This is a genomic window from Bordetella avium, from assembly GCF_034424645.1.
Lineage (GTDB): Bacteria > Pseudomonadota > Gammaproteobacteria > Burkholderiales > Burkholderiaceae_B > Bordetella > Bordetella avium.
This window is the reverse complement of sequence record NZ_CP139969.1, coordinates 2,897,910-2,924,111: the sequence shown is the minus strand read 5'-3', so window position 1 is coordinate 2,924,111 and position 26,202 is coordinate 2,897,910. Positions and strand designations below refer to the sequence as shown.

Genomic DNA, 26,202 nt, shown 5'->3' with positions numbered 1-26,202 from the left:
GGCATTGCTGTAAACAACAACGGCGCCCTTGGGCGCCGTTGTTGTTTTGTGGGCCGATGAGGGCTTGCACACTCTAGGGCCGCCGGGCCGTCACTGTCGGGAACAGGCAGGCCGGATCATCGTGGAAGACGATGTCGTGAAAGCCGGCTTCTTCGAGCAGCGCGCGGGTTTCGCCGTGGGTGCGCAAGCCGGTCCAACGCGGTGCGGCCAGCCGTGTGAACAGCACCTGCTGCAACATCAGGTCGTCGGCATTCAGGCGGTCCAGGCGCCAGGGCGAGGCCGGATTCAGGCTGGGGGGCGGCGTCATGAAGCTGGTCAGAAAGAGGCCGCCCGATTTGAGCTCGGCAGCGCAACGTCGATAGAGCTGCGTCACGCGCTCGGTGTTAGGTTCGTAGATGACAGGCCGTGGCTGACGACGATGTCAGCTTCGGCGGCGATGTCGCCTTGCCAGGCATCTTGTTGGCGCAGATCGACGGGAAGCCCTTGTTGCAAGGCGCGCGAGCGGGCGGTGGCGAGCGCCTGGGCGTCGATATCGACGCCGATGAGATGCACCTCGGGTGCGTTGCGGTAGTCCAGGCTGAGCAGATCGGTCAGGGTGCCGCAGGGAATGCTGAGCAGCGTCATCCGGGGGCGCAAGGCCGCTTGCAAAAGCTGTCGAAAAATTCCATAGCGATGGCGGGTCGCCAGCGTGGCGGGCAGCCGCTCGAGCAGCAGGATGTCAGCGTGATTGCGAGCGCTACCGGATTGATGCGTGACCACCACGTCGGTCCAGTGGGCATCCAGCCCGCCATGCGCCATCACGAAGGCGCCCAGTTCGCTGCCTGCGACGGTATCTAGCAGTTCGAGCTGACGTTCGACCGGCCAGCCGGGCAGATCGCCCAGCTGTTCGATGCGGCTGCGAAGGTCCACGCAGGGCTGGGTGTGGCCGTGGCTGAGATTGCGGTCGTTCATGGGCTTGGGCTGCCGGTAGAGAAGGGAGGCCGACGATACTGCTTGCGTCCAGGGTGAACTAGGACGTGCGGTCTGATATTGCATGAAAGTGTGAGACCCTGGCCAAGCTTCGATTAATCGGTCATCCTGCGCTGAGCAAGAGGAGAGCGCCGCCTGCGGCCCTGCGGATTTCCCCTAGTGAAATCAACGGTATTGTTGCCATTATTTATGGCAAAATATATCCAATAGTTTCATGGTGTGGATAGTAAAACGTATAGAAATATAAAAAGCACTGTCCGCCTTCCGGCAGGACGGCGAGGTCGCGCTTTGGCTGAGGGGCCGATAAGTGGCGGATATGCCAGGGGAAGGAGGCCGGTTTAGGGATGCGGGTGGCGCGCCATGTTCTGTGTCTCGGTTATGCACATCCCGACCCGCTCGGCAGCACTTGACCCGATGTGTTTGTCCTACCCCAAAGGAGGAGGCGATGATGCAGCGCTTTTCTTTAGGCAAATGGCTGGGAGTTCAGCACGCTGAACAGCGCGCGAGACTGGCGGCGCTGGACAAGGTGCAGGCCATCATCGAATTCGATCCCGATGGCACTGTGCTGACGGCGAATGGCAATTTTCTGAATATCTTCGGCTACACGCTGGCCGAGATCATCGGTGAGCATCACCGCATGTTTGTCGATCCCAAGCAATGGGCTTCATCGGACTACCAGCGATTCTGGGAAAAGCTCGCGATGGGCAGGCCCGATTCGGGGCGTTACCGCCGCATCGCCAAGGATGGCGGCGATATCTACTTGCAGGCCAGTTACAACCCGATCTGTGATGCTCAGGGGCAAGCGCTGAAGATCGTCAAATACGCCACGGATATCACCGAAGAGCAAATACGCCGCTCGGATGCGCAAGGCCAGTTGGAGGCTATCAGCAAGGTGCAGGCCATCATCGAGTTTGATCTGTGCGGCAATATCCTCGACGCCAATGAGCTGTTTCTGGCGGCAATGGGCTATCGCCTCGATGAAATCGAAGGTCAGCATCACCGTATGTTCGTGCAGCGCGCTGAGCGCTCCAGCCCCGCCTATGCCGAGTTCTGGCGCAAGCTGGGGGCAGGCGAGCATCAAACCGGCCAATATCTGCGCATCGGCAAGGGAGGGCGCAGCGTCTGGATCGAGGCCAGCTATAACCCGATTTTCGATGTGGATGGGCGCCCCTTCAAGGTCGTGAAGTACGCCACCGATATCACGCGCCGCATCACCGCCGCGCAAACTTTGCGGCTGGCGGTGCAGGGGCTGAGCGAGAATGCGGTTCGCGCCTCGCAGGCCAATGAGCTCGCCCAGCAGGCCTGCCGGGTGGCCGAACAGGGCGGGAATACGGTGGAAAACGTCATCACCACGATGAACACCATCACCGCCAGCTCGCGCAAAATTTCCGACATCATCGGCGTGATGGACCGTATCGCCTTCCAGACCAATATCCTGGCCCTGAATGCGGCCGTCGAAGCGGCGCGCGCTGGCACGCATGGCAAGGGTTTCGCCGTGGTGGCCGCCGAGGTGCGCAGCCTGGCGCAGAGCAGCGCTTCAGCCGCCAAAGAAATCAAGCATCTCATTAACACCTCGGTTGAGCAGATTGGGCGCGGCGCTGAGCTTGTGCAGTCAGCCGGCAGCACGATGACCGATATCGTGGCGTCATCGCGCCGTGTGACCGAGATCATGAGCGCGGTGCTGCAAGAGTCGCTCGAACAATCCGCCAAGCTAGAAGGTGTGACCGAAGACCTCGGCAGCGCCAATAACGGCCAGCAGGCCGCGACCGGCCTGCTGGCCTTGTGTGATCGCGCTCCTGCCCACGCGGCATCAGGCGGCGGCCTTTCATGAAAGACAGAAAAAACTGTAAAACTTCGTCAGGATGACGGTGTCGAAGGGCGCGCGGGGTTCAGGCCCGCGGCCCCTATGCCGTATTTCTTGGTACGCTTGCCGGGTCATCCATCTCCCAACGCCGACGTTTTGTTCCTCGCCTTTGTCTCTCGCTTCTCGCCGCTGCGCCTGCTGTTCGCCACGGCCCTGCTCGCTGTTCTGGCGGGCTGCGCATCATCTTCTGTCAGTCCGGGATTTCATCGGGTGGAGTCCGGCGAAACGCTGAGCGCTATTGCACGGCGCTACAACCAGAGCGTGCCTGACCTGGTTCGTTGGAACAAACTGAACAGCGCCAATCGCATCGAGAAGGGGCAGTTGCTGCGCGTGCAGCCTCCCGGCGGCACCTCGGGTACGGTCGCCAGCAAACCCCGGTCCAGCGCAGCTTCGCCGCCGCCGTCTGCCCCGCGCGGCGCGCCGGTGACCGGCATCACGCTGATCTGGCCGGCCGAAGGCAAGCTCACGCGGACGTACAACGGCACCTCGTCCAATGGCCTGACTATCGCCAATGCCTCGGGCACCCCTGTGCTGGCTGCTGCCGCCGGCACAGTGGCCTATGCGAGCCATGGTCTGCGCGGCTATGGCAATCTCGTGATTTTGCGCCATGGCAATAACTTCATCACTATCTATGCGCACAACCGCAAACTGCTGGTCAAGCAGGGGCAGAGTGTCAAGCAGGGGCAGCAGATTGCCGAGATGGGCAATAGCGATGCCAGCAGCAATCAGCTTTATTTCGAGTTGCGCCGCGATGGCAAGCCGGTGAACCCCACGGGTGTGCTGCCGCGCCGCTGAGAAGGCAGATTCGTCTTAAACTTGCGGCCGTTTCCCTTCTTTCAGGATGAACCCTCATGCCGAGCTTTGATGTCGTTTCCGAAGTTGACAAGCACGAACTGACCAACGCGGTCGATCAGGCCAACCGCGAATTGTCCACCCGCTTCGATTTCAAGGGGTCGGATGCCAAGTTCGAGCTGGAAGGCTATGTGGTGACCCAGGTCGCCTCCAGCGCCTTTCAACTCAAGCAGATGCTGGACATTCTGCGCGGCCGGCTGGGTGCGCGAGGCATAGACGTGCGCTGCCTGGACGAGGAAAGCCCGCTCGAAAATCTGGGTGGCGCGCGTCAGAAGATCACCATCAAGCAGGGTATCGAGCAGGCGGTCTCCAAGAAGCTGATCGCCGCCATCAAGGCGAGCAAGCTGAAGGTCGAGAGCCAGATCAACGGCGAAAAACTGCGCATCACCGGCAAGAAACGCGACGATCTGCAGGCGGTGATGCAGTTGCTGCGCAAGACAGAAGTGGACCTGCCGCTGCAGTTCGATAACTTCCGCGACTAAACCTGCGCCCAGTCCGGCGCAGGCTTGAGCCCCGCTTTTATTTCGCGTCGAGCAGCTTTCTCGCTTCGGCCGACAGGTCTACCGATTGACCTTTGTGGTCGCCCCAGGTGTAGGCGTTGCCCTGGGTTTCCTGCGCCACACAGGGGTCGAGATTCTTCTGGCCGGTCAGATCGACCTGGTTGATGCGCAGACGCGGTTGTTTGGCATGCAGTTCTCGGGCCACGGCGCAGACGTCTTCGTCGCAACGATCCGGTCCGCCCGCAAAGACGAAGATCAGGGCATCGCGGCTCTTGCCGTCCACGGCTTCGGCCGCCCGGCGCAGGCTGGCTCCGAGAGAGGCCTTGCCGCCATTGTCGGATTGCTTGACGGCCGAGAGCATTTGGCCGCGGTCCGAGGCCGGGAAGGGTCCCTGATAGGTCGGCGCGCGGCATTCGCCGCCGCCATAGCGCACCAGATGTGCGGTCGTTTTGGATGGCAGGCCCTGGCTCAGCCGCTCGATTTCCCTGCTGGCAAGTTCCGCCCGGCTTGGCGAACCCTGGCCTGCCCGCTCATTCATGGCTGCCGAGGTGTCAAGCACGATGACCAGTTCGGTCGGCCAGTTTTTGTCGTCAGGCTCGGCCTTGGCCGGGGGCGCCGCCGGTTCGGGGGCGATCTGCTCGGGAGGGACGGTTTGCGCGGGGGGCACCGGCACGGCCGGACGCATCCATAGCCACCAGCACAGCAGGGCCAGCAGCAAAAGCAGTAAGAACAGCGGCAGCGCAATCCATAGCCAGCGCCGCCGGCTTGGAGGCGCGGCGGCCGGCGCGGGCATTCCCTGCGTGAGCAGCAGATGGCCTTCCACGCTGAACATGCTGGCCGGATCGGCCCGGCTTTGCAGGCTGCGCACCAAATTGGCTTGCGGCGCCATGCCCCGCGCGTCGAGCGATCGAGCCAGGCTTTGCAATTGGGCCTGGTGTTCAGCATGCCGTGCCAGCAAGGCTTTTTGCTGCGTTTCGTTCAGCGACGCAAAGGGGGTGACGGCGCCTTCCTGGCTCGTCCACCACTCCAGAGAGGCGTCGCTGCCCAGGCGCGGCAGGGCATAGACCTGGGCGACGCTGGGTGGGAAATGGCGTTCGAGAACCGCAACCCGCTCCTCGAAGAAGCGGGCCATCTCGTCGGTGGAAGTGCCCTGGGGCAGAGGATCACGCTGAAAACGTTGCACGGTGCGGAAAGGATTGGCGCGCGGCGAACCGCGCGATGTTGGCTAGGGGGCTTGCAGCACGCTGGCGCGCAGTCGTTTGACCATTTGTTCCAGGTCTTGCACCTGGCGTTGGCGGGCGGCGATGTCGGCGTCGCCGGCCTTGATCGGCTGGGCCTGCAAGGCCGCGAGGTCTTTCTCGGCCAGTCTCAGTTGCAATTTGAGCTTGTCATTGGCGCCAGCGCGCTGGCGCACTTGATCCAGCAACTGGCGTGTGCTGGCCACGGCGGCATCACGCGCTTTTTGCTGCTCCTGGACCGATTGACCCAAGGATGCGCGCTGCGCCTCCAGCGCGTCGAGCGATAGGCGGAACAGGGCGTTTTCTTCCTGTGCCGCAGACAGCCTTGCCTCTTTCTGGTCTACCGTCTGGCGGTAGCTGCCCGAGCCATCGCACTGCATTTTACGGATGACGCTCACGTCGCGGTTGGCGGGATCGCAGGCGCCCGGCGGCAGCGAGGCGCAGCCGGCCAGGCCCAGCATCAGCAGGGGGGTAAGCCGTTTCATACGATCTTGCCCCAGTCCAGCGAGTCGCGCTGCGTGCTGAGCGTGCCCATGGCGGTGCGCAGCTTGGCCGCTTCGGCCTGGAGTTTTTCGATTTGGGTATCGAGCTTCTTCAGATCTTTCTTGGAGCCATCCTGAGTGCTGGCGGCGGCTTCCCGGTAGGCCGCGATCTTGTTGTCGATATTGTCCTGCTCTTGTTTGATGCGTGCGATGTCGGCGTCGACATTGCGCAGTTGCTTGCGGGCGCTGGCCTGATCCAGCTTGCCCTGGGCGACATCCAGGCGTAGCTGCTCGATCTTCTGACGGTCTGTCTCGATCACGGCCTGCAGCGTCTGCGAGCGCTGCTGGAGCTTTTGCGTGTCTTTTTCCACGTCCTGCGTGACGGCATCCAGCATCTCGCCCGTGGTCTTGTACTGGCTGCGGCGGTAGTCCAGATAATAGTTGGTGCCCATGGCGATACCGCAGGCGGCGATGCCCGCCACGACGGCGCAGGTGGCTTTCTGCTTGGAGGGGGCAGCCAGCAGGCAGAGCGCCACCCCGGCGACCGCCGCGCCCGCGCAGGCTTCAAAGCCCGAGCGGCTGAAAAATTCGGCATCATTGCCCTGGGTTAGGCGGGGGTCGAGTTGTGTGCCGCCCAGCATGGTGCTGCCCGTGCTGGCACAACCCGAAATCGCCAGCGTCGCAGCGACCAGGGCGGCGATGGAGGCGCGCCGCCATCCCTGTTTGAATACTTGCATGTGCTTCTCCTGTTGCTTTAGTTTTTGACTGTTGCCACACAGGCAGACAGCCATTTTTCCTTTTCCACCTTCCAGGACTTCAGATAGCCCTTTTGGTGTCCCCAATACACCTTGAGATAGGGCGTGAGGCCCTTCAGTTTTTCGTTTTGCTCAAGGATTTTTTCCATCACGGGCAATTGCCGGGCAATGTTTTCCTGGCCGTACAGGGTGGAGGCATCCACCAGGGTGCTGGCGTAGTACTGCGTGGTTTCGCCCAGTTCGTAGCGGCGCTTTTGCAGATTGGTTTTGTAGCTGGCGCATTCGGCGGCATCCGGGGTGGCGGCGCACAGATCGTCATAGGTTTTCTGCACGTAGTCCACATAGCGCCCGTCATCCCGCAGCTTGGTGCACAGGAAGGCGCCCAGGTTCAGGCTGGCGCGGATGGCCTGGTCGCGGGCCTCTTCCTGCTTTTGATTGCTGGCGCGCAGCTTGCCTTCGAGGTCTTTGAGCTGCTCCTTGAGCCTGCGGTCTTCGACTTTGCCCGCCAGGTCGCCCAGTTCTTGCACGGCGCTTTTGCCTTTGCCCGAGGGGTCGTTGGAGACCTGGCCGCTGCCCAGCGCTTTCCATCCAGTTTCCAGTTGCTGTATGCGGTCGCGTGAAGTCAGTTCGGGCGCAGCGATTACCCAGCGCAGTCCGACGGTTTTCTCTTTTTGCTCGCCGTCCTCGTTGTAATAACTGCCTTCGCGCCGTGCGGCCGAACGGATGCCGTCCTCCGCTTTACGGAAGTCGCCTCCCCGTATGACATAGGCGCCGGTGCCGCCGTGCTGACGGTCCAGCTTGTTCAAGCGGAAGGCGTCCTGGGTCATTTCGGCCACGTTGCCAAGTATGTCGTGCAGACCGAGCGGATTGGGTTTGAGCAATCCCACCGGCTGCGCCTTGCCATTGGCCGATTGCGCGCCGGCATACCATTCATGATCGACGATGCCTTCCGGCATGGGATAGCGGGCCTCGGCGAATGCGGCAGCGTCGACATTGATCCCGCCGCGTGCGGCGAACTCCCACTCGATTTCCGTAGGCAGTCGCACAAAGCCGCTGACCCCATCCTCTTTGGGCAGGACATTTTTTTGTTGTTTACGCAACCAGATGTTGTATAGGTGCGCTAGCTGCGCCGCATCGAACCAGCCAATGTCGCTTAGGGGCAGCATGCCATTGCGAGACGGCGTGGGGCAGCTCTTGGCGGCCTCGCCGGTCAGTGTCTGGAGCGCCTGATACTGTTGTTGCGTCAGCTCGTACTTGGCCATCAGGTAGTAGCGCGCCTTGCTTCCCTGTTCGGTGAAGCTGCCGGCAATATGGGCAATACGCCGTTGTTCGAGGAAGGCGAAGTTTTCGCTCTCTTGTCCCACGTTGATAGGCAGGTCGTCTAGCGGACCCGCAGCCGGCACGACAATCTTGCGAAACACCAGCGCGCCCTCGCAAGGCAGGGGCAGCACGACGTCATCCTTGGCCGGCTTGGGGTTGTAATAGCGTTCTTCCCACTTTGGGGCCGCACCGGCCGCACCCGCGAAGGCCGACAGAATAAGCAACAAAGCCGCTTTAGATTTCACGCAGACTCTCCGCAGGTTGAATACGGCGCGCGCTGAGCGCGCCCAGTTGCGATACCAGCAGCGCCACGGCCAGGGTGATGGTCAGGGCGATCAGGGCATGCTGCGGCGTAATGCGGCAGATAAAGCTCTGGGTGTCCTGGCTCAGGCCGAGCAGGTGGTTAAAAATGGCGCTGCCTGCAAAATAAACACCCAGGCCCAGCACGAAGGCGATAGCCGTCAGGATCAGGGCCTGGATCACGATGTAGAGGTTCACCTGGCGGCCTTCTAGGCCGATCAGGCGCAACACGGCGATGTCGCGCCGCTTGCGCCTGATGTTGGCCAGAAAAGCCCCAGCGAGAGAGGCCAGGCAGCCCAGCACGCCCGTGCCGGCGATGACGCCGAACACCGTGGACAGCAGGTGGTCAATGGCCTTTACCTTGTCTATCTCGGCCAGGCGGCTGGTGGTTTCGATGCGCATATCGTTGAGGTGACGTTCCAGCGCCTCGACGGCGTCGATGTCGCGCGCGTAGACACGCGCCTTGGCGAAGCGTTGGCGGGCAAGATCCAGGGGCTGGCCATCTTCGGCGCCCAGGGCGGCATAACCGTCGCGATACCACTCCATATCGCGCAAGAGCTCGGGCTGGACAAAGGCGGCCGGACGGGGATAGGCCGACGGCGCCAGCACGGCATGGACGATCAGCGGCACCATGGCCCGCTGGTCCCGGCCTTCGAGGCGGCGGCTCACTCGCATGCGCAGCGTATCGCCCGGGTTGGCGCCCAGCCGTGTGGCGGCCTGTGCGCTCAGCACGACTGCGCCGGCTGCCGGTGCGCGCAGGCCTGCCATCAAGGGGTCGCCGCTGGCGGTGGGCAGCACGTCGGCATTCTCCAGAAACTGCGCGCCGGAGCGCAACAGATCTGCCTGGGTGTTCAGCGAGCGGGTCAGGCCGATGACGAAGCCGGCTTGGGGATGTTGCGCCAGGGCGTCAACCCAGGTCTGATCGTAGCTGCCGCTATTGAGCAGACGGATCTCGAGGTTGTGCGGGTCATTCAACAATTGATCGCGCATGGTGCTGATCACGCCGTGTTTCAGACCGAATAGGAGCAACAAGGGCGCGATGACGGCCACCAGCGAGGCCACCATACACAGGGACACCAGGCGGTCATGACGCAGGTCCGCACCGGCCAGGCGGGCGATCTGGCCGAGTTTCATACGGCTTCCTCGAACTCGGTCACCCCGGCGCGTGAATAGGCCTTCAGATGGCGCAGGCCGAATTCTTGCACCAGCGCCCAATCGTGGGTGACCACCACCGTTACCATGCGGCAACGGCGGGCCAGGTCGATGAACAGACCGAAGAGGCGGCGCGAATTGTCGGGGTCGAGCGCCGAGGTGGGCTCGTCGGCCAATAGCAGGCCGGGGCCGTGCGCCATGGCTCGCACTACGGCCACGCGCTGGCGTTCGCCGAGCGATAGCGCGGCAGGCCGTTGGCCGAGCAGGGCGCTCAGGCCCAGTTGTTCGATGGCCTGCGTGGTGTGCGCGTCAGCGTCCGGCATGCCCTGTAGTCGGCGTGGCAGGGCGATGTTTTCTCCGGCAGACAGATAGGGCAGCAGGCCGCCCGATTGCAGCACGAAGCCGATGCGCGCCGCCCGCAAGGCGGCCAGTCCGCGCTCATCGTCGCGCCGCATCATGGCGGCGACATCTCTCGTGCCGTCCAGGATGTAGCGGCCGATGGTCGCCGGGGCCAGCAACAGGCCTAGGCCTTCGAGCAGGGTGCTCTTGCCGCAGCCGCTGCTGCCGACCACGGCGATGACTTCGCCCGGGGCCAGTTCGAGCGTGGCAAGCCGTACTTCGAAGGCAGGGCCGCGAATCAGCCGCAGATCTTCGATCTGCAACATATCAGTCCGGCCTCACGGCATCATTTCCAGCGGCACGGGATAGACATAGTCGCGCTGGTCGCTATCCTTGGCCAGCGCGACCCAACGATCGGCATCGGCGTTGTAGATCTGATAGTGGCGCAACTTGGTGCTGAGCGTGCGGATGAATTTCTCCTGCGCCAGGCCGTCCATGCTCTTCCAGCTGTCTTCGTCCAGGTTGAGGACCTCGCTCTGATAGGGCAGGCCTTCGAGATACTCGGCCATAAAGCCCATGTCCGACAGCTTGGATTGCTTGAGCTGGTTGGGGTCAGCGCCCATGGCGGCAGCCACCGAGCGCAATTGCTGGAACATGTCGGAAGACGAGATCAGACCCTGGTTGGCGGCATCCACGATCTTACGCATGACGTCGTTCAGATCGCTCAACTGGCCCTTGGTCAGCAGGACTCTGACGTCGGTGGTCGGGATATTTTGCTTGATGAGGTCGCGGTCACTGATCCAGGCCTGAAACACCGGGGGGGCCTGGGCGCCGATTTTTTCGCCCAGATAGGCAAGCTTCATTGCATTGCCGATCAAGGCCGCGTCATCGCGCATCTTGTCGTCGGCGTTGGCGGGTTTGCGCCCCGGGTCGCTGGCATTGGCTGCGCTGCCCACGGCATCCTCTCCCTGGTAGGCGGACTTGACCTGCTGCGTGATGGCGGCAGCCAGCATGTCCACTTTTTTGCCGTACTCATTCACGTCACCGGCGTTGACCGGGTAGTACAGCGAAAGGTTGGTGTTGCCGTAGGTGGAGAGGTTGCGGTATTGCGACTCTGCGTGGGCATGGTTGTTCTTGCCGGCCGCGGTTTTCAGATGCAGCGTGTAAATCGCCACCCCTGGCTTGCCTGCTTCCAGCCGCACCTGGCTGGCGTCCAGCCCGGTCGAGGACAGTTTGTTGCCGCCGTCGATGGCGCCGGCGTCTGTAATCAGCACGATGTAGCGCGCGCCGAAGTTGCGCCAGTCCACCTTGTTGATGGCCTCCGTGACGCCTGCATAGGCATCCTCGTCGAACAGGCTGCTGGACACCGAAGCCTGTTTCAGGTCTGACACCTTGGACAGAAAGTCCGCGCCGTCTTTGACGGTATTGGGATCCGCATAGACCCGGCTGACATATTCCAGGCCCGGCACTGCCTTGACGTTGGAGCGGAAGGCGACCAGACCGAACTTGACGCGGTCGCCCAGCTTTTCTTGCTCGATCTGCGAATAGACCCGCCGCACGGCCTCGCGGGTACGCTCGATATAGGGGTCCATCGAGATGCTGGAGTCCACCACGAATACAACGGCCGCCGAGAATTCCTTGATCTGATTACTGCGCTGCTCGGCCGATGAGGTGTCGCCCGAGGCCGGCGCAGTGGTCGCGTCCTTGCTGACCGAAGCGACATTCAGCACACGGGTGCGAAAGCCCTGCTCGGTCATGACCTCTTCGCCGCTCAGGATGGGCAGCAGATAGAAGTGCTTTTGCATGTCCACGAAGAGCTCGGGTTCCTGGGCCACAATGCCGGCAGCCTTACCCTGAGATTTGAGCTGATGGCGCACCGGCGCAATCTTCTCGACCGGATCGACGGCGTTGAGCACGGCGTCAAGCTTGTCGCGTTCCTGGAAGAAGAGGGTGCGGTCGCGGCCGGCGGGGTTGGTGAAGGCCAGTGACAACTGCATCTTCCAGTCCACCGTGCAGGCCTGGTTCAGCCAGCCGGTGGTCTTGCCATAAGAGTCGGGGCCGACCTGTAGCCATTTGCCGCCATCCGCGTCCTGCCGGGCGTAGACATAGAAGCGGCTGAAGGCGGGCTGGGGCACGCCGGCCGCGCCGGGCTTGGCGTGCAGTTGGCAGCCGGGCGTGGTCAGCACGCGCTGGTATAGCGTCTTCTTGCCTTCCTGGAGCAGGGGCGAGGCCGCGTGCGCGGAACTCAACCCGAGCAAGAGCAGCAGGGCGGCGGTCTTTAACGGCGGGACGTGAGGCATGGCAGGGATCACTTGGGCAGTGCTTGCAGTTTGGCGAGCGCGTCGGGCTGGTCGGCTTGTTTTTCCAGCACGGACTCATACCAGTAACGGGCGGTGGCGGCCTCGGGCTTGAAGCAGGCGCTCTTGGCGCTGGCCGGGTCGTATTCCTGGGCGTAGGCCAGCGCGACGGTGATGTCGCCGGCATTGGCGCGGTTGGCGTATAGGCGCTGGGCGATATCGCATTGGCCAGCGTCGCGGGCAGCGTGAATCACAGCAAGGAGGGCGTCCGCTTCCTTGACGTCACGGATGCAGCTTTGCACAAAACTCATGGTGTCAGCGCCAGGCAGGGCGGCAACCGAGCAGGCTTGCGTGGCCTGCGGCGGTGTGACCACCGTTTCGGCCGGTTTGCGGGCCTGATTCAAGAAGTAATAGGCCAATGCGCCAAGCAGCGCCACAAGCAGCATCGTCAGCAGGATGGGCACCAGGCGCTGGCGCTTGGGCTTGAGATAGTCGTCGGGCAATCCGGATGCTGCAATCGGCGGATCGTTTTGCATGACGGGAGGGTCGGCGGGTTTGGGCGCAGCCGCAGCGCTGATGGCGCTACTGCCGCCTATCTTCGGCGCAGCGCCTGCTGCGCTGCTGGGCAGCACGTCAGCATCGCAGCGGAAACTGTGCCGCGTTGCTTCACCGCCCGCTACGCGGGTATAGCCGCGGCAGCTTTGGCCTTGCGTGCCGGCCAGCAGGGTGTCCACGAAATCCGGGCCCACCGGCATGATCAGGGTCTGGCCCTGGACGCTGGCGCCTTGCAGAGAGATCCATTGTTCGTCGCTGACCCAGCCGCGGCTCGCGATATCCAGATAGGGGGTATCGGCGTTGCGGCGCACCGAGAGTTCGATCTGCGAGGCATCGGTCTCCCAGGGAGAGATGCGCAGTTCTGCGCGGCCAGGAGCGACCGCCTTGAGAAGAATATTTGCCATGATGTTCGACTACGTCTGGCGGAATCCCTGAAGGATGCCGCCCAGAGCCTGGTTTTGTTCGATAGAGATTTCACTGCCGGCCATATGGCCCGCATTGCCTTGCACCACATTCATCAGGCCGGTCAGCCAATAGCCGGCATATTCGGTATTGGTGTCGGCCGGCTGCTCGTCGAGCTGCGGGAGGTCAGTGGCATCCAGACGGGTGGTGCGGGCGAAAAGCCGTTGCTTGTTGGCGATGCTGACTGGCCGCTCTTCGAGTGGCATGGTCAGATAGCCTAGCCAGGCGATGAAGTCGTTCAGTATAAGTTGTGCGCGCAACACCTGACGCATGACTAGCTGCTCGCGCGTGGAGCTGCTGTCCTGGCGGCCGGTCAGGCTGGCTGCCAGGCTGCCCTGTAAATCCAGGCGGTTGGCCGCCGTAATGAGCTCATCGACCAGCGTCTCGACAACTTCTTTCTTGATAAAGAGGCTGTCGATCAGGCGCTTGCGCTCCGGCAGATCGCGCAGGTGGGCGATCCACCGCTGGAAGACCGCTTCCGCGTAAAGATGGTCGGCGGTCTTGAGGGCCGCCTTGACCGGCTTGGCCGCTGGCGCTTCTGCGCTTTGCGCGAAAGGATTGCTGTCAACCGTGGCGAAGGGGTTGTCCTCGACCGAGGCGAAAGGATTGACATCGGGGGTGTCTTGCGTAGCGGCCTGGTCGCCCGACTCGTCAGCCTGCGGTTGGCGGTGCAAGCCGTTCAAGTACAGATCGCGCAGGTCTTCGCGCGGCAGCTCCATGGCGTGCATCAGCTCCATGGCGTGCATCAGCTCGGGAATGGCCTTGCGCACACCGTAAAGCGCTTGCGCCAGAAACTGGCCACGCTGTTTTTTTAGCGCGACATCGTCGCCATCGATGTCTTTATGATATTGCGCCAGGCGGGCCAGGATGCCGCCTTCGCGCTGTAGTTCTTCAGTGTGCTGCTGGCGCAGTCGGCTAAGCTTGAACTCCAGGTCGGCAATGCCGGCGATACCATCAGCCAGACGGCTCATGCCGCCGTCGTTCTCCTTGAGCACCGCTTCCCAGGCCCGCTGCGGGTCCGCCACGCGGCGCGCCACCGAGTCGTGGCTGATGAAGGCTTGGCCCAGACGCGCCAGTCCTTCGCGCTTGTCAGGGTCGATCTCTTCGAGCCCGCCCCGGATCTTGATGAAAGAGCCTTCGATCAGGGGTTTGCGCACCAGATAGACATTATTGAAAGCGGTTTCGCTCCAGGTTTTCATGAAGCCCAGGTGGCCGTAGCGCTCTTCCATGGTTCCCTGAACCATGCCATACCAGCCTTCGACGATTTGCGAGTCGCCATCCAGGCGCAGCATGTTTTGCAGACGCATGTCGAATTTGGTGATGGCCCAGAACAGGCCGCAGGCGCGCTGGCCCCGAGATTGCGGTGTTTCGCCTTGGGTGCGGTCCACCCAGCGCTCCAGCACGTTGGCGATGTCGCTCACGTTGCTTTGTTCGTGCGTGCACAGCACCAGGCCATTCATGGCCTGTGTGTCGGTATAGCTTTCGAACAAATAGGCGACCTTGCCGCGCAGGAAGAGTTGCGCCACCGGATTCTCGTCCGCCGAGATGTCAGAGAGCCGGCTGGCCTTATAGCGTCCGCGGTAGCCGGGGAAGTCCAGCAGATCGACGGCTTCGATGCTGGCCACGCGCTTGGGCTCGACCGAAGGAAAAACCAATTCGACCGTGAGCGCCGCCAGATGCGAGACGCGCACATCGGTGGGCGCGGCCAGCTTGCCGCTCACTTCGGGCCGGACGGTGACGATGTTGTCTTGCGCCGAACCCTGGCGCACCAGCGCGTCGACCGACATGATACTGTCGCGGCCATATTGCAGGCGGCCATCCACCGTGGTCGTCAGCGCCGACAGAGGCAGGAAGGCCGTGCTGGCGTTTTTCAGCTTGCGCAGGCTGGCCGCGAAATCGGCGTAAACCTGAGTCAATTCAGGCAGCGCGCCCCAAAGCAGCGAAAAGAATTGGGCACGGTCGTCGGTGGACAGGCGCGGCGCGAGTGTCATGGCCTCTTGCCAATAGCCGTTTTCAAGCGGCTGCAAGGCCTTGCCGAAGGCGGCGCGCGCGTAGTCCCAGAGCGAAACGACATCGTCGGCGCTCAAACCTTCTTGTGGGGTGGCCTGCGCGCGGCCGGCATAACGGTTGAGCATCTCGCTGACCCGCTGCTCATTCAACTGATAATCGACCTTGTTCTGATCGAAATCATTGAACCAGGCGTTGCAGAGAATCTTGGCCAGATCGATTTCCGCCAGCAGCCGGACTTCGATCGGAAAGGCGGCATCTTCGGGTGTGCGCGCCTGATTGGTGAATCGCGTCACCAGACCCGTCGCTTCCTTGCCGCTGCCGGGTGGATTGATATGGTCGATGAAATTGACGCGCTGGCCGCCGTAGACGGTTTCGAACTTTCCCTGGTCGTTGGCGCCCAGGGCGGAAATCAGGAAGGACTTGCCCGCCTGCGACTCGCCGAAGAAACCCACGGTCATGGGGGTGCCGGCGGCTTTTTGCAGGTTGCGGCTTTTGTTGCGCGTCTGACGCAAGGCGTGCACCAGGCTGTCGGCCTCGCTATTAAGGCGTTTGGAGTTGCCGCGCACCTGCTCGACCCATTCGATGGCCCTGCCCGCGTTGTCCAGAATGGCGCCCCATTGGCGCGTCAGTTGATCTTGTTGTTGATTCATGATGATCAGATTTTCACGCTGCCGCTATCGAGCCAATAGGCATCCTGGCCTAGCCCGGCGTGCAGCAGGGTGTTCAGTTCAAAGCGCACACCGCTTTTCTGGATTTCCACGGCGCCCACGCCTTGGGCGCTTTCGACTTGCAGGCGGTCGCTGATAAGCCCCTGGAGCTTGTCGCGTTCCTTCGGGCTCTTTACCGAAAAAAACACATGCGCTTTGGGGTCTGGCAGGCTGGCGTCCTTGTTCTGGTTCTCGCGGTACTTCTGGTTCCAGGCGTGCTGGAAACTCAGCAGATACATGGGGGCGGCGGGCCAGCGCTGCGAGGCCAGCTGGCGGTAGCCCAGACGGGAGTCGCCATTGAGAACGTAGGGCGCGGTGTTGCCCGAAGCCTCTTTGGGCAGTTCGATGCAGCCGTCTTCCAGCGGCTGGCCGTCGGGAGTGCTGGTGGTGATGTTCGCGAACAGCACGTCTTCCTGTTTGATCAGGTTGTTGCCGTCGACCCGGCCAAAGTAGCGGATCAGCGGCAGCGGCCGGATGCGCGATGGGCTGAAGTAGAAGTTCGGCAGGCGGCGGTTTTCCGTCAGCCAGCAGACCAGCGCCCCCACCGAGGCCGTGGTTTTGGGATCGGGGATCAGGCCGCTCTCGTGAAAGGGGAACCAGGTGCCGCTACGGTAGTTTTGCATCGGCAGCACGCGGCCCGCAGGCAGGGCGGCCAGACTGCGGATCAGGGTGCGCACACCAGGCAGGCAGGAGGGCCGTCCAGTCAGCAGCAGCACATCGCAGTCGTAGTGCGCTACGACTTCGCTCAATGACGTGAGCGTCTTGCAGATGTTCAGGCCATCGGTCAAGAACTTGGCGTGCAGAACGGCCGGATCGAAGCTCAGGACGATGTCGTCCATATCCAGCGTCGTCGGCTTGCCCAGGTTGCTGCTGAGATTCTTAGCGACGAATTCGCGCACGGGCGCGCTGATGACCGCATGCTCACCTAGCCACTGTGCCCATGTCGCCGTCCGCTTCTGGCTGCCTTGTTCGACATCGTAGCGTTCGTAGGCCGCCAGCACGGCCAGCGCCAGTGGATAAAACACTTGCAGGGTCAACTGCTGGCGCAGCACCAGATCCACCGCGCCCAGGCTGCGCGCGCCGCAAATCTTGTCGGCGAGGTCGGCCGGAGCGGCAACGCCCTTGTCTTTTAGCGCCTGCTCGAACGAGGGCAGAATGAACTGCCGGACGACGTCCAGCACGATGTCGTCGCCTGCGACCTTGAAGCCGTCACGGAACCGTTGCGTCGGCAGGATGGGGGCATTGCTGCCGCCGCCTGCGCCATCGCGCTGCAAATGGTAGTCGTTGATCACCAGATCGGTGGTGCCCCCGCCAATATCAATCGAGGCTACGGTAATCCGTTCGCGGTCGAGTTTGCCGGGGCGGGCCAGAGCGGCGAAGAATTCTTCCGGGTGGCCACCGAAGTGTTCACCCACTTCGGTATAGAGATAGACCAGTTGTGCGCAGGTGGCCTCGTCCCATTTGACGACAACCTTGGGCAGCGGCACGCGCAGGCGCGATTCATCGCCCATGTCGCTGATCGGGTCTACATCGTAATTGCCCGTATGCCAGCCCAGGCTCTTCCAGAGCAGTCCCAGCGCCTGTTGCACGCAATCACGGAAGATGGTGCGCTCGACCTGCGGCATGCTGGGCGGCACCGTCAGAATGACCGTGCGCAGCCAGCGCGAGGTGGCGGTGCTGCCCTGACTGTTGCGATACAGAATGCTGTTGATCTGCGTGACCGCCTGATTGAAGACCTCGTTGAGCATCAGCGTCATCAGCGACGAGCGCGAATACTTGGTCTCGAACACCGATTCGGCTTCGCCCGTCACATAGAGCGCCCGGCCCAGATCGTCGATCAGATCGGCCAGCGGCTTGAGCGTCGCCATCGGTTCCTGGTGGCCCCGCAGGCTGCTGGTGTTCAGGCGCCAGACCTGATCGTAGGGGCGCTCATCCCAGAGGTAGCGTTTGGGGCTGGACAACCCCGTCGAGCCTTCCGTGCCTTCACGCAGGGCCGCCAGCTTGGCGGCCTCGGTGCCCACGCGGGTCATGCTGGCCCAGGCGAAGGCATCGGGCCGCCCGCTTTGCATCGACCATTGATCCAGCCCGAGATTGATTTTGGCGAATTCGACGCGTGACTCGAAGGGCTGGTCGTAAGTATGTTCGGGCGCGCTCATGTCGCGCAGCCGCAGAGGCTTGTTGCCATGCAGACCGCGATTGTTTTGCTCGGGATCTTCGACCAGGATGCCGCAGGTGCGCGAGTTGCCTACGTCCAGCACCAGGTCCACGGCTATCGGTTTGCCCGCGCCTATGGCGTTGCGCAGCTTGACCTTGACGATCGGCACGGCCACCTTGGGCTCCCGGTTGGGATGGGTGGTCGGGGCCGGGCCGCGCATCAGGCTCAGCACGTTCAGGTAATGGGCAATGTGGCGCAGCTGGCCCAATTCGGTCTGGATGTCCTCGCGTTCGCGCTTGGCTTGCAGGCAACGATCCTGGAATACCTCCTTGATCCATTCCTTGACCCAGTTGAGGTCGAGAAACCAGCGCATTTCGCCCAAATGCACCGCCAGCCGGAAGGCCTGGCCGTTGCGCAGGTCTTCATCATTGGGTGCCAGATAGGCCACACCTTCCCGTTTGGCCATGATGCGGGTATCAAAAGCCAGTGTGATGCGATGGGTGTGCCCGTGTTCGTCGGGCGTGGGAAGCTGCACGATGCGCAGACGCGCCCAATTGTTGGGGCCCTGATCAAAGCGCGTATCGGATAGGTAGCGGAAAAAAGGCACAGGCAGCCAGAGCGAGTCCAGCAGCGCCAGGCTTTCTTTCATGCTGACGTCGTCCAGGCCAGGACCGGGGCGCGCGCGCTCCTTTTTCTCGGCTTGCGCTTCGTAATACAGATTGCCGTCTTTGTCTTCGAACAGGCGCGCCAGCATGCCGTTATCGAAGCGGGCGAACTGGCCCGCCGGCTCGCGGCGCAGGTCCAGCGTGACGGCCAGATCAAGAAACTGAATGCCAGTGTCGCCAAACAGATCGACGGCTTGAGTTTCGGTATAGGTCTCGACTTTGGGCAGCATGGGCGATGCTCGTGATTCAGGGCTTGCGCATGGTCAGGGGGAACTGCTCGGCACCATAGTTGCCGGTGCAGGACGCAGTGCGGTTGGCGTCGGGCTGGCAGCGGATGGCGGGCATTTCATAGCTTGTGCCGTCGCTGCACCGGGCCGCGGCGCCGTTGTTGATGAGCAGGGCGCCGCCACTCATGGCCGCGCCTACCGGCGCCTGGCATGACACGCCGTTGTGGCGTTTGAGGGTCACGTGACCCTGGCCTTGTTCAAACTGGTATTGCAGGCGCAGCGGCTCGCCGGTGTTGCGATCCTGGATACCGGCGCGTACGCGCCAGTCGCCGTTCAAAAAATCCGCCCGGCCGTCCGGCGCCTGCTCCGGCAGGGTCAAGGGGTCGGTCTGCGCGGCAGGGCTGTCATTCGGCGCTTGGGGCGGCACTGCCTTGTCCTGGCCTGCCGCGGGCGAGGCTTGCGGGGCGGCATCTGCCGTCGTGCCGGATTTGCTTGCGGCTTCGGATGCGATGGGCTGGGCAGGGAGGGCTTCGTGCTGTGCGCGGGTCAGTGGGGTTGCCAAGGCAGGCGCCTGTCCGGCGGCGGGCAGCACTGAGGCGGCGGCGCCGCTGAGCGTCACATTGGGAAGGCTGGGCGTGGCCGGCTGCGTGGCAGAAACCGGTAATGCTGGCTTGTCTGGCATGCAGGCGCGCAAGCCCAACAACAGCAAGGCCAGCAGCAAGAGCGGCAGCAGCCAGAGCCACCAGCGCCGCCACCAGGGTTTGTCTGCCGTCGCGGGCGGGAGGAGGGGCGCAGGGGGGCTGCCCGGCGCCGAGGGCGCCGCCGGGCTGGACGGCGCGGCGCTCAGGCTATTGAGTGGCGTGTGATCGCGGCTGGCTCCGGCGCTGACAAAGCCCCAGAAAGTGATGACGGGTTTGCCGTTCACCAGATAGATATGGCTGTTGTCCGGGTGCTGCGTGATCCAGGGCAGCAACTGCGCGAACAAAGAGGTGCTGCCCTCTTCCAGTGAAGCGCGCAAATCTTGAATCTGCTGGCGCACCTCGTCCAGACGGGCCGTGGCGGCCGTGCGCTCGTTTTGCGTCGCGGCGCTCCAGGGGACGACCGGACCTGCCTCGGGGGCATACCAGTCGATCAGGCTGCCGTCGGCGCTAGCCTGCGGAATGGCGAAATGGCTGGCCAGATCGGGACGGCGGCGCTTGAGTGTTGACAGGATTTGTGACGCGGCCAGGTAGACGGGCTGCCCTCGTTCGCCCAGCGCTTCATAGAGATCGATTTTTTCACTGCGAAGCTTGACGCCAGAAATTCCCCAACCACCATTTCAACATTATGACCCTTATTTCGAGTCGTATCAGAGCGTTGAAATTTAACACGATTTAGTAATGTTTTTTTACGTGCTTAATCGTGTCAAGATGTTGAGGGATAAGGGAATAGATCATTGGTTTTATATTTTTATCTCTATTTTTCCGTCGAACATTGAAAACTTATAATTAAAAAAGTGCAGTGAAAGTAATATTTTTGCATTGGATTTAGCAGGGATAAATGTCGCTGCGGATTCTCCGGCGGCTGGATTCTGTCCCGCTGGGGACGGGTTTTCCCTGCCAGCGTCCCGTCAGCGCACAACACCGGTGCATTCCATCCCCATGCAAGTGCGCACCTCGCTGGTCTAGCGCGGCGTGCGAGGCGATATGTGAGGGAAAGGGGGCAGGCTGCGCAGATGGCACGGCGCTTGCTTGGGTATACCCACATGTATACCACTGAGGACTCCCGCATGAATGATTCCGTCGTATCCACTCAGGGCTGGACCTTGGCGCACTGGCGTCAGGCCTATCGGGAGGGCGCCACACCCGAGTCGCTGCTTGCCGTGCCGCTTGCGGACAATGCCTGGATCACGCGCATCCCACGGCTGGATGCGCAATTGCGCGAGCTGGAGGGACGCCTGAGGGCGGCCGGTGGCGATATGCGCAATCTGCCGCTTTATGGTGTGCCCTTCGCGGTCAAGGACAATATCGACGCAGCCGGATGGCCCACCACGGCGGCCTGTCCGGCCTTTGCCTATCAAGCTGAGGCGGACGCCACGGTCGTTGCGCGTTTGCGGGCGGCAGGGGCCGTCCTGCTGGGTAAAACCAATCTCGATCAGTTCGCCACGGGTCTGGTGGGCACGCGCTCACCGCATGGTCCGGTCGCCAACAGTTTCGATGAGCGCTATATCAGCGGTGGGTCGAGTTCCGGTTCGGCCTCGGTCGTCGCGCGTGGTCTGGTGCCTTTTGCGCTGGGCACGGACACCGCCGGGTCCGGACGGGTGCCGGCAGCCTTCAACAATATCGTCGGGCTTAAGCCCACACGCGGCTGGTTGAGCACGGCGGGCGTAGTGCCGGCCTGCCGCACCCTGGATTGCGTTTCAATCTTTGCGCTGACGGTGGAGGATGCGCTGACCGTCGCGGACATCGCGGGCGGCTACGACGCTCTCGACCCCTATTCCCGCGCCGAACCCGTAGGCCTGCGTCGTCCTTGGCATACGCCGCCGCGTTTTGCCGTGCCGGCCGATACGGAGTTTTATGGCGACGCCCTGGCTCGCGAAGTCCATGAGGCCGCGCTCGAGCGCTTGCGGTCGATGGGCGCAAGCATCCAAGCCGTGGATTTCTCGCCCTTTGCCGAATTAGCCGAGCTGCTTTATCAGGGCCCCTGGGTGGCCGAGCGTTTCGTGGCATCGCGGGCAGTCTTGCAAAGCCATCCCGGCGCCATGCATCCCGTGGTGCGCGGCATTGTCGAACAGGCCGGGCAATACAGCGCCGTCGACGCCTTCACCGCCGAATACCGTCGGGCCGAATTGGCCCGGCGCATTCAAGAAACCCTGGCAGGATTCGATGCCCTGGTCGTGCCGACCACGCCCTCTATTTACACCATCGCGCAACTGTTGGCTGATCCGCTGAGCTTGAATTCGCGTCTGGGCATCTATACCAACTTCACCAATCTGGCCGATCTCAGCGCGTTGGCGCTGCCGGCGGGTTTGCGCGCGGACGGCCTGCCTGCCGGGATCACGCTTATCGGCCTGGCCTGGCAGGATCACGCGCTGGCGGCGTTCGGGCAGCGCTGGCAAGAGACTCTGAATCTGCCCCTGGGGGCGACGGGTCAGCGCTTGCCCGCCAGCGCCCGCGCGCTGTCTGCGACGGAGGACAGCGTGCGTCTGGCCGTGGTAGGAGCGCATCTGACCGGGATGCCCTTGAACCACCAGCTGATTTCACGTGGCGCGAAGCGCGTCGAGCAGACCTGCACCGCGGGCGATTACCGTCTTTATGCTCTGGCCGACACGGCGCCGCCCAAGCCCGGTCTAGTCAAGATGCGAGAGGGCGGGGCGCCCATCGCGGTCGAGCTTTGGGATATGCCGCTCTCGGCCTTTGGCAGCTTTGTGGCCGAGATTCCCGCCCCGCTGGGCATCGGCACGCTGACCTTGATAGATGGCCGCGAGGTCAAAGGGTTTATCTGCGAGCCTTATGCGGTGCAGGGCGCTCGCGACATCACGGCGTTTGGCGGTTGGCGCGCCTTTCTGAACGGGTTGAGGGCGGACCCTTGCCCGACGCCTGAGTAAGATGGGGGAGGTTTTTTCATCGTTCAGGGAATATTCGAGGTCTTGCCGTCGTCGATAGCTTGGTATGCCCCCTTACTTCAAGGAGTACGACCATGAAACGACATTACGCAGCGCTGGCCCTCGTGAGTCTGAGCCTGTTGGCCGGCGGCGCTCACGCCCAGTCGCCTGCCAAAACCGAGTCCGGCATCTTGGTTGATGCCAAAGGCATGACGCTTTACACCTTTGACAATGACGTCAGCGGCAGTGGCAAAAGTGTCTGCAATGACGCTTGCGCCAAGGCATGGCCACCCCTGATGGCCACCGCCGGCGCGCAAGCCCTGGGGGATTGGTCCATCGTGACGCGTGACGATGGCGCCAAGCAATGGGCTTACCGGGGCAAGCCGCTTTATTATTTCGCGAAGGACACCAAGGCCGGCGACAAAACGGGCGATAATTTCAAGAACGTCTGGCATCTTGTGAAGCCCTGAGCCTGCCTTCCCATGTCCGGTGAAATCGAAGCCCTGATCGTGGCCTGCATCCCCAGTCTGCGGCGTTATGCCCGCGGACTGACCGGAGACCGCGACCGGGCCGATGATCTGGTGCAAGACACCCTGGAGCGCGCCTGGAGCCGTTATTCACGCTGGCAGCGGCGTGGCGAACTGCGCGCCTGGATGTTCGGGATCATGCACAATCATTTCATCGACGGGCTGCGCGCGCAGAAGCGCCAGCCCGAGTTCGCGACCGACGCCGATATACCGGAGCTTCCTATCCGGCCTACTCAGGACGACGGCCTGGAGGTGCGCGATCTGGATCGATGTCTGGCCCGGCTGACTCCCGATCTGCGCGCCGTCATCCTGCTGGTTTCGGTGGAAGAATTCAGCTATCAGGAGGCTGCGCGCGTGCTGGATGTGCCGCTGGGCACCGTCATGTCACGTCTGTCCCGGGCGCGCGAAAAGCTGGCGGCCATGCTGGCCGATACGGCCGCGCCTCGCGTCTCCGCTTCTTTGCATCGCATCAAACCATGAACGACGACCTAATCCTGCCGCCGCCCGGCGCGCCTATCGCCGAGGCGGATCTGCACGCCTACGCCGATGGGCTGTTGCCTCCCGCGCGGCGCAGCCTGGTCGAAGCCTATCTGGCCGGTAATGCCGCGGCCCGCGAGCAGGTGCAGCAATGGATAGAACAGAAACGCCTGTTGCGCGAGCACCTGAAGGGCGTGCTGGATGAGCCCTTGCCTTTGCGCCTGCCCTTGCGTGCGGCGCCGCGTCGCAACTGGGGCTGGGCGCTGGCGGCCGGCCTGTTGATCGCCGTGAGCAGTGGCGCTGCGGCCTGGCTGGCGCGGGGCGCTTTCGACGCCCATATGCAGCGCACTCAGCTTGCGCAGGCGATGGACAGCGGCGGCTTTGCACAGCGGGCGGCCGTGGCGCATGCCGTGTTCGCCTCGGATATGCGGCGTCCCGTGGAGGTCGGCGCCGATCAGGAACAGGCCATGGTCACCTGGCTGACGCGCCGGCTGGGCAAACAGGTTCATGCCCCTGTTCTCACTGCGGCGGGCTATGAGCTGGTGGGCGGCCGGGTGCTGCCGGGCAGACAGGGGGCCGTGGCGCAACTCATGTATAGCTCCGCCGCCGGTCAGCGTTTGACGCTCTATGTCACTCACGAAGCCAAAGGCGAAACGGCCGCGTTCCGCTATATGCAGGACGGGCCGGTGGGCGTGTTTTACTGGATCGAGGGGCGTCTGGGCTATGCCTTGTCGGGCGAGGTTCCGCGCGAAGAGCTGCTGCGTCTAGCCGAGAGCATCTACCGGCAACTGAACTGATGACCCCTCTCAGACCGAACGGGTGATGCCCCCGTCGATACGGATATTCTGGCCGGTGATGTAGCTTGATTTGTCCGAAGCCAGGAAGGCGATCAGATCGGCGACCTCGTCGGCGCGGCCGTAGCGGCCCATCGGGATGCGCGCAAGCCGGTCATCTTTCTCGGGCAGGCTGTCGATAAAGCCGGGCAGCACGTTGTTCATGCGCACATTGGCGGCGGCATACTCATCCGCAAACAGCTTGGCGAAGGCCGCCAGCCCGGCGCGGAACACCCCCGAGGTCGGGAAGGCCGCTTCGGGTTCAAAGGTCGCGTAGGTGGAAATATTGACGATCGAGCCGCTGCGCTGGGCCTGCATGATGGGCGCCACCAGGCGCGTGATACGCACCACGTTCAGCAGGTAGTAGTCCATGCCCAGGGCCCAGTCGGCATCGCTGATTTCCAACAGCTTGCCCTTGGGGCCGTGGCCGGCGCTGTTGACCACGGCGTCGATGCGGCCCCAGCGCTGCATGGTGGCTTGCACCAGACGGGCGATGTCCTCGGCCGAAAGATTGGAGCCGGTCACGCCCAGCCCACCCAGTTCTTCCGCCAGAGCTGCGCCCTTGCCCGAGGACGACAGAATCGCCACTTGAAACCCCTCGGCCGCGAGTTTGCGTGCGGCGGCTGCGCCCATGCCGCTGCCCCCGGCTGTGATGATGGCGATTTTCTGCTGGTTCATGTCTGCTCCCTGTTTGTGAGTCACTTATTTGAGCAGGGGCGCCTTCGGGATGCAAACCGCGCTAACCTCGTCGATTGCTGGCCGTAATGCCGGCCGAGGCGAGCACGATGGCCCCTACGGCCAGCCATTGCTGTGTGTTGAGCGCTTCACCCAGGAAAAACAGCCCTGACAGGGCGCCGAAAACGGGCTCCAGGCTTAGCAGCGTGCCAAAAGTGCGGGCCGGCAGGCGGCTCAGGGCCTGTATCTCCAGCACATAGGGCAGGGCGCTCGAGAGAATGGCCACGGCGATGGCCCAGGGCAGCAGAGCCGGTGCGAACATCGCCGCTGCCCCGGCGTGCGCCAGGCCGAAGGGCAGCACGCCCAGGGCAGCAATGCTGGCGGCCAGCGCCACGGTGCGCGAGCCGTAGCGCAGGCCGGCCCGCTGCCCGAACACGATATAAAGCGCCCAGCACAGACCGGCCGCCAGGGCATAGCCCACTCCCACCGGGTCCAGCGAGCTCAGGTTGGTGCCATGAGGAATCAGGGCCAGCAGGCCAGCGGCGGCCAGCGCAATCCAGGCAAAATCTTTCAAACGGCGCGACGTCAGCACGGCTACGGCGAAGGGGCCGGTGAATTCCAACGCCACGGCGATGCCCAGCGGCACCGTGCGCAGCGCCATATAGAACATCAGGTTCATGCCGCCCAGTGTCAAGCCATAGAGCGCGACATCCCGCCAGCCGCGGGCATCCAGCCTCAGACGCCAGGGTTTGAGCAGGGGCAGCAAAATGAGTGCCGAGAAGAACAGCCGCAGCGCGGCAGTGCCCTGCGCGCCCACGGCGGGAAACAGGGATTTGGCCAGCGCGGCGCCGCCTTGCAGCGAGGCCATGGCGATCAGGAGCAGAACAACCGGGTAGAGCGGGGAGCGGGACATGAGGCGTGGGCGGAGAAAAACAGTCCGCGATTCTACGGTAAGCGCAGATCGCAGCGGCGCACCGCCAGTTTGCCGCCATGATTCGAATTCAGCCCACCCGAGATCTACGGGCCGACAGTCCCTCTCGCGCCGCCCAGTTAGCCGGCTTTTCTACACGTTTTTTACGTGGGCGTCACGGCCTTTGGCAACACCGCCCTGCCCGAGATGCAGCGCCAGGTGGTCGAGGCGCACGATGGATGAACGTCGCATTTGGGCGGCACTGACCTAGGGCCCAAGTTGATGGGGAGGGTTGGCAGGTGGCTGGATGGGCGACCCGTTGGCCCTTCATGCGTGCCGATGGTGATC

22 protein-coding genes and 1 pseudogene are annotated in these 26,202 nt (G+C 63.0%); 8 read left to right on the top strand and 15 right to left on the bottom strand.

Annotated features, from left to right (window positions below; genetic code table 11):
• Window positions 1–73: 73 nt before the first annotated feature.
• Together U0029_RS13520 and U0029_RS13515 are read right to left on the bottom strand one after the other, a co-directional pair.
• Window positions 74–373: a hypothetical protein gene (locus tag U0029_RS13520; protein WP_236824209.1), complete on the bottom strand. Its 300-nt coding sequence runs from the start codon at window positions 371–373 to the stop codon at window positions 74–76.
• The gene (locus U0029_RS13515) at window positions 370–951 is read right to left on the bottom strand and encodes an SAM-dependent methyltransferase (RefSeq protein ID WP_236824210.1); all 582 of its coding nucleotides are present in this window, start codon (window positions 949–951) and stop codon (window positions 370–372) included. Before U0029_RS13515 ends, U0029_RS13520 begins: the two co-directional genes overlap by 4 nt.
• A gap of 334 nt (window positions 952–1,285) precedes the next feature.
• Between U0029_RS13515 and U0029_RS17295 the strand changes: the two are divergent.
• The 4 genes and pseudogenes from U0029_RS17295 to U0029_RS13500 form a co-directional block, all read left to right on the top strand.
• A pseudogene (locus tag U0029_RS17295) lies at window positions 1,286–2,140 on the top strand (PAS domain-containing protein); the annotation flags it as partial.
• Entirely contained in the window at window positions 2,126–2,800 is a 675-nt protein-coding gene (locus U0029_RS17290) for a methyl-accepting chemotaxis protein (protein ID WP_370510843.1), read from the top strand. The pseudogene U0029_RS17295 and the gene U0029_RS17290, both read left to right, overlap by 15 nt.
• Window positions 2,801–2,962: 162 nt before the next feature.
• Entirely contained in the window at window positions 2,963–3,628 is a 666-nt protein-coding gene (locus U0029_RS13505) for a LysM peptidoglycan-binding domain-containing M23 family metallopeptidase (protein WP_039052119.1), read from the top strand.
• Window positions 3,629–3,684: 56 nt separating this feature from the next.
• The gene (locus U0029_RS13500) at window positions 3,685–4,167 is read left to right on the top strand and encodes a YajQ family cyclic di-GMP-binding protein (protein ID WP_012416485.1); all 483 of its coding nucleotides are present in this window, start codon (window positions 3,685–3,687) and stop codon (window positions 4,165–4,167) included.
• A gap of 37 nt (window positions 4,168–4,204) precedes the next feature.
• On the opposite strand, the gene U0029_RS13495 is transcribed toward U0029_RS13500, so the two are convergent.
• The 11 genes from U0029_RS13495 to U0029_RS13445 are packed head-to-tail and all read right to left on the bottom strand — an operon-like array spanning window position 4,205 to window position 20,104.
• Window positions 4,205–5,368 carry a VWA domain-containing protein gene (locus U0029_RS13495; RefSeq protein ID WP_114852399.1) on the bottom strand — a complete coding sequence of 388 codons (1,164 nt, stop codon included), beginning with the start codon at window positions 5,366–5,368 and terminating at the stop codon, window positions 4,205–4,207.
• 42 nt (window positions 5,369–5,410) lie between these two features.
• Window positions 5,411–5,908: a hypothetical protein gene (locus U0029_RS13490; RefSeq protein WP_012416487.1), complete on the bottom strand. Its 498-nt coding sequence runs from the start codon at window positions 5,906–5,908 to the stop codon at window positions 5,411–5,413.
• Entirely contained in the window at window positions 5,905–6,642 is a 738-nt protein-coding gene (locus U0029_RS13485) for a hypothetical protein (protein WP_114852398.1), read from the bottom strand. Before U0029_RS13485 ends, U0029_RS13490 begins: the two co-directional genes overlap by 4 nt.
• Before the next feature lie 17 nt (window positions 6,643–6,659).
• Window positions 6,660–8,225, bottom strand: coding sequence for a formylglycine-generating enzyme family protein (locus tag U0029_RS13480; protein ID WP_162790371.1), 1,566 nt, complete (start codon window positions 8,223–8,225; stop codon window positions 6,660–6,662).
• On the bottom strand, window positions 8,215–9,414 hold the full coding sequence (locus tag U0029_RS13475; protein ID WP_114852396.1) for an ABC transporter permease: 1,200 nt from the start codon (window positions 9,412–9,414) through the stop codon (window positions 8,215–8,217). The genes U0029_RS13480 and U0029_RS13475 overlap by 11 nt, the downstream gene beginning before the upstream one ends.
• On the bottom strand, window positions 9,411–10,097 hold the full coding sequence (locus U0029_RS13470) for an ABC transporter ATP-binding protein (protein ID WP_114852395.1): 687 nt from the start codon (window positions 10,095–10,097) through the stop codon (window positions 9,411–9,413). The genes U0029_RS13475 and U0029_RS13470 overlap by 4 nt, the downstream gene beginning before the upstream one ends.
• 12 nt (window positions 10,098–10,109) lie before the next feature.
• Window positions 10,110–12,071 carry a vWA domain-containing protein gene (locus U0029_RS13465; RefSeq protein ID WP_114852394.1) on the bottom strand — a complete coding sequence of 654 codons (1,962 nt, stop codon included), beginning with the start codon at window positions 12,069–12,071 and terminating at the stop codon, window positions 10,110–10,112.
• An 8-nt stretch (window positions 12,072–12,079) separates the two neighbouring features.
• Window positions 12,080–13,027, bottom strand: a complete 948-nt coding sequence (locus tag U0029_RS13460; RefSeq protein WP_012416493.1) for a hypothetical protein — start codon at window positions 13,025–13,027, stop codon at window positions 12,080–12,082.
• A 9-nt stretch (window positions 13,028–13,036) separates the two neighbouring features.
• On the bottom strand, window positions 13,037–15,745 hold the full coding sequence (locus U0029_RS13455; protein WP_114852393.1) for a putative virulence factor: 2,709 nt from the start codon (window positions 15,743–15,745) through the stop codon (window positions 13,037–13,039).
• A 5-nt stretch (window positions 15,746–15,750) separates the two neighbouring features.
• A complete protein-coding gene (locus U0029_RS13450) occupies window positions 15,751–18,852 on the bottom strand; it encodes a virulence factor SrfB (RefSeq protein ID WP_012416495.1) in 3,102 nt (1,033 codons plus the stop codon).
• A gap of 16 nt (window positions 18,853–18,868) precedes the next feature.
• Window positions 18,869–20,104, bottom strand: coding sequence for an SrfA family protein (locus tag U0029_RS13445; protein WP_236824232.1), 1,236 nt, complete (start codon window positions 20,102–20,104; stop codon window positions 18,869–18,871).
• A 513-nt stretch (window positions 20,105–20,617) separates the two neighbouring features.
• Between U0029_RS13445 and atzF the strand changes: the two genes are divergently transcribed.
• From atzF to U0029_RS13425, 4 genes are all read left to right on the top strand, one after another.
• Window positions 20,618–22,435, top strand: coding sequence for an allophanate hydrolase (atzF, locus tag U0029_RS13440; RefSeq protein WP_114852391.1), 1,818 nt, complete (start codon window positions 20,618–20,620; stop codon window positions 22,433–22,435).
• A gap of 92 nt (window positions 22,436–22,527) precedes the next feature.
• Entirely contained in the window at window positions 22,528–22,902 is a 375-nt protein-coding gene (locus tag U0029_RS13435) for a COG4315 family predicted lipoprotein (RefSeq protein ID WP_114852390.1), read from the top strand.
• Window positions 22,903–22,914: 12 nt separating this feature from the next.
• Complete coding sequence (locus U0029_RS13430) at window positions 22,915–23,439, top strand: RNA polymerase sigma factor (protein ID WP_012416498.1); 525 nt, start codon at window positions 22,915–22,917, stop codon at window positions 23,437–23,439.
• Window positions 23,436–24,233: an anti-sigma factor family protein gene (locus U0029_RS13425; RefSeq protein ID WP_012416499.1), complete on the top strand. Its 798-nt coding sequence runs from the start codon at window positions 23,436–23,438 to the stop codon at window positions 24,231–24,233. The genes U0029_RS13430 and U0029_RS13425 overlap by 4 nt, the downstream gene beginning before the upstream one ends.
• Before the next feature lie 9 nt (window positions 24,234–24,242).
• Here U0029_RS13425 and U0029_RS13420 read toward each other — a convergent pair whose 3' ends face one another.
• Complete coding sequence (locus U0029_RS13420) at window positions 24,243–24,947, bottom strand: SDR family oxidoreductase (protein WP_114852389.1); 705 nt, start codon at window positions 24,945–24,947, stop codon at window positions 24,243–24,245.
• Between the two features lie 61 nt (window positions 24,948–25,008).
• On the bottom strand, window positions 25,009–25,812 hold the full coding sequence (locus U0029_RS13415) for an EamA family transporter (protein WP_114852464.1): 804 nt from the start codon (window positions 25,810–25,812) through the stop codon (window positions 25,009–25,011).
• Window positions 25,813–26,202 lie beyond the last annotated feature (390 nt).

Excerpts from the sequence above, each read along its gene's own strand:
- U0029_RS13515 (WP_236824210.1), bottom strand. The coding sequence starts at position 951 with ATGAACGACCGCAATCTCAGCCACGGCCACACCCAGCCCTGCGTGGAC.
- U0029_RS13500 (WP_012416485.1), top strand. The coding sequence starts at position 3,685 with ATGCCGAGCTTTGATGTCGTTTCCGAAGTTGACAAGCACGAACTGACC.
- U0029_RS13490 (WP_012416487.1), bottom strand. The coding sequence starts at position 5,908 with ATGAAACGGCTTACCCCCCTGCTGATGCTGGGCCTGGCCGGCTGCGCC.
- U0029_RS13485 (WP_114852398.1), bottom strand. The coding sequence starts at position 6,642 with ATGCAAGTATTCAAACAGGGATGGCGGCGCGCCTCCATCGCCGCCCTG.
- U0029_RS13475 (WP_114852396.1), bottom strand. The coding sequence starts at position 9,414 with ATGAAACTCGGCCAGATCGCCCGCCTGGCCGGTGCGGACCTGCGTCAT.
- U0029_RS13470 (WP_114852395.1), bottom strand. The coding sequence starts at position 10,097 with ATGTTGCAGATCGAAGATCTGCGGCTGATTCGCGGCCCTGCCTTCGAA.
- U0029_RS13465 (WP_114852394.1), bottom strand. The coding sequence starts at position 12,071 with ATGCCTCACGTCCCGCCGTTAAAGACCGCCGCCCTGCTGCTCTTGCTC.
- U0029_RS13460 (WP_012416493.1), bottom strand. The coding sequence starts at position 13,027 with ATGGCAAATATTCTTCTCAAGGCGGTCGCTCCTGGCCGCGCAGAACTG.
- U0029_RS13455 (WP_114852393.1), bottom strand. The coding sequence starts at position 15,745 with ATGAATCAACAACAAGATCAACTGACGCGCCAATGGGGCGCCATTCTG.
- U0029_RS13450 (WP_012416495.1), bottom strand. The coding sequence starts at position 18,852 with ATGCTGCCCAAAGTCGAGACCTATACCGAAACTCAAGCCGTCGATCTG.
- atzF (WP_114852391.1), top strand. The coding sequence starts at position 20,618 with ATGAATGATTCCGTCGTATCCACTCAGGGCTGGACCTTGGCGCACTGG.
- U0029_RS13435 (WP_114852390.1), top strand. The coding sequence starts at position 22,528 with ATGAAACGACATTACGCAGCGCTGGCCCTCGTGAGTCTGAGCCTGTTG.
- U0029_RS13430 (WP_012416498.1), top strand. The coding sequence starts at position 22,915 with ATGTCCGGTGAAATCGAAGCCCTGATCGTGGCCTGCATCCCCAGTCTG.
- U0029_RS13425 (WP_012416499.1), top strand. The coding sequence starts at position 23,436 with ATGAACGACGACCTAATCCTGCCGCCGCCCGGCGCGCCTATCGCCGAG.
- U0029_RS13420 (WP_114852389.1), bottom strand. The coding sequence starts at position 24,947 with ATGAACCAGCAGAAAATCGCCATCATCACAGCCGGGGGCAGCGGCATG.
- U0029_RS13415 (WP_114852464.1), bottom strand. The coding sequence starts at position 25,812 with ATGGCCTCGCTGCAAGGCGGCGCCGCGCTGGCCAAATCCCTGTTTCCC.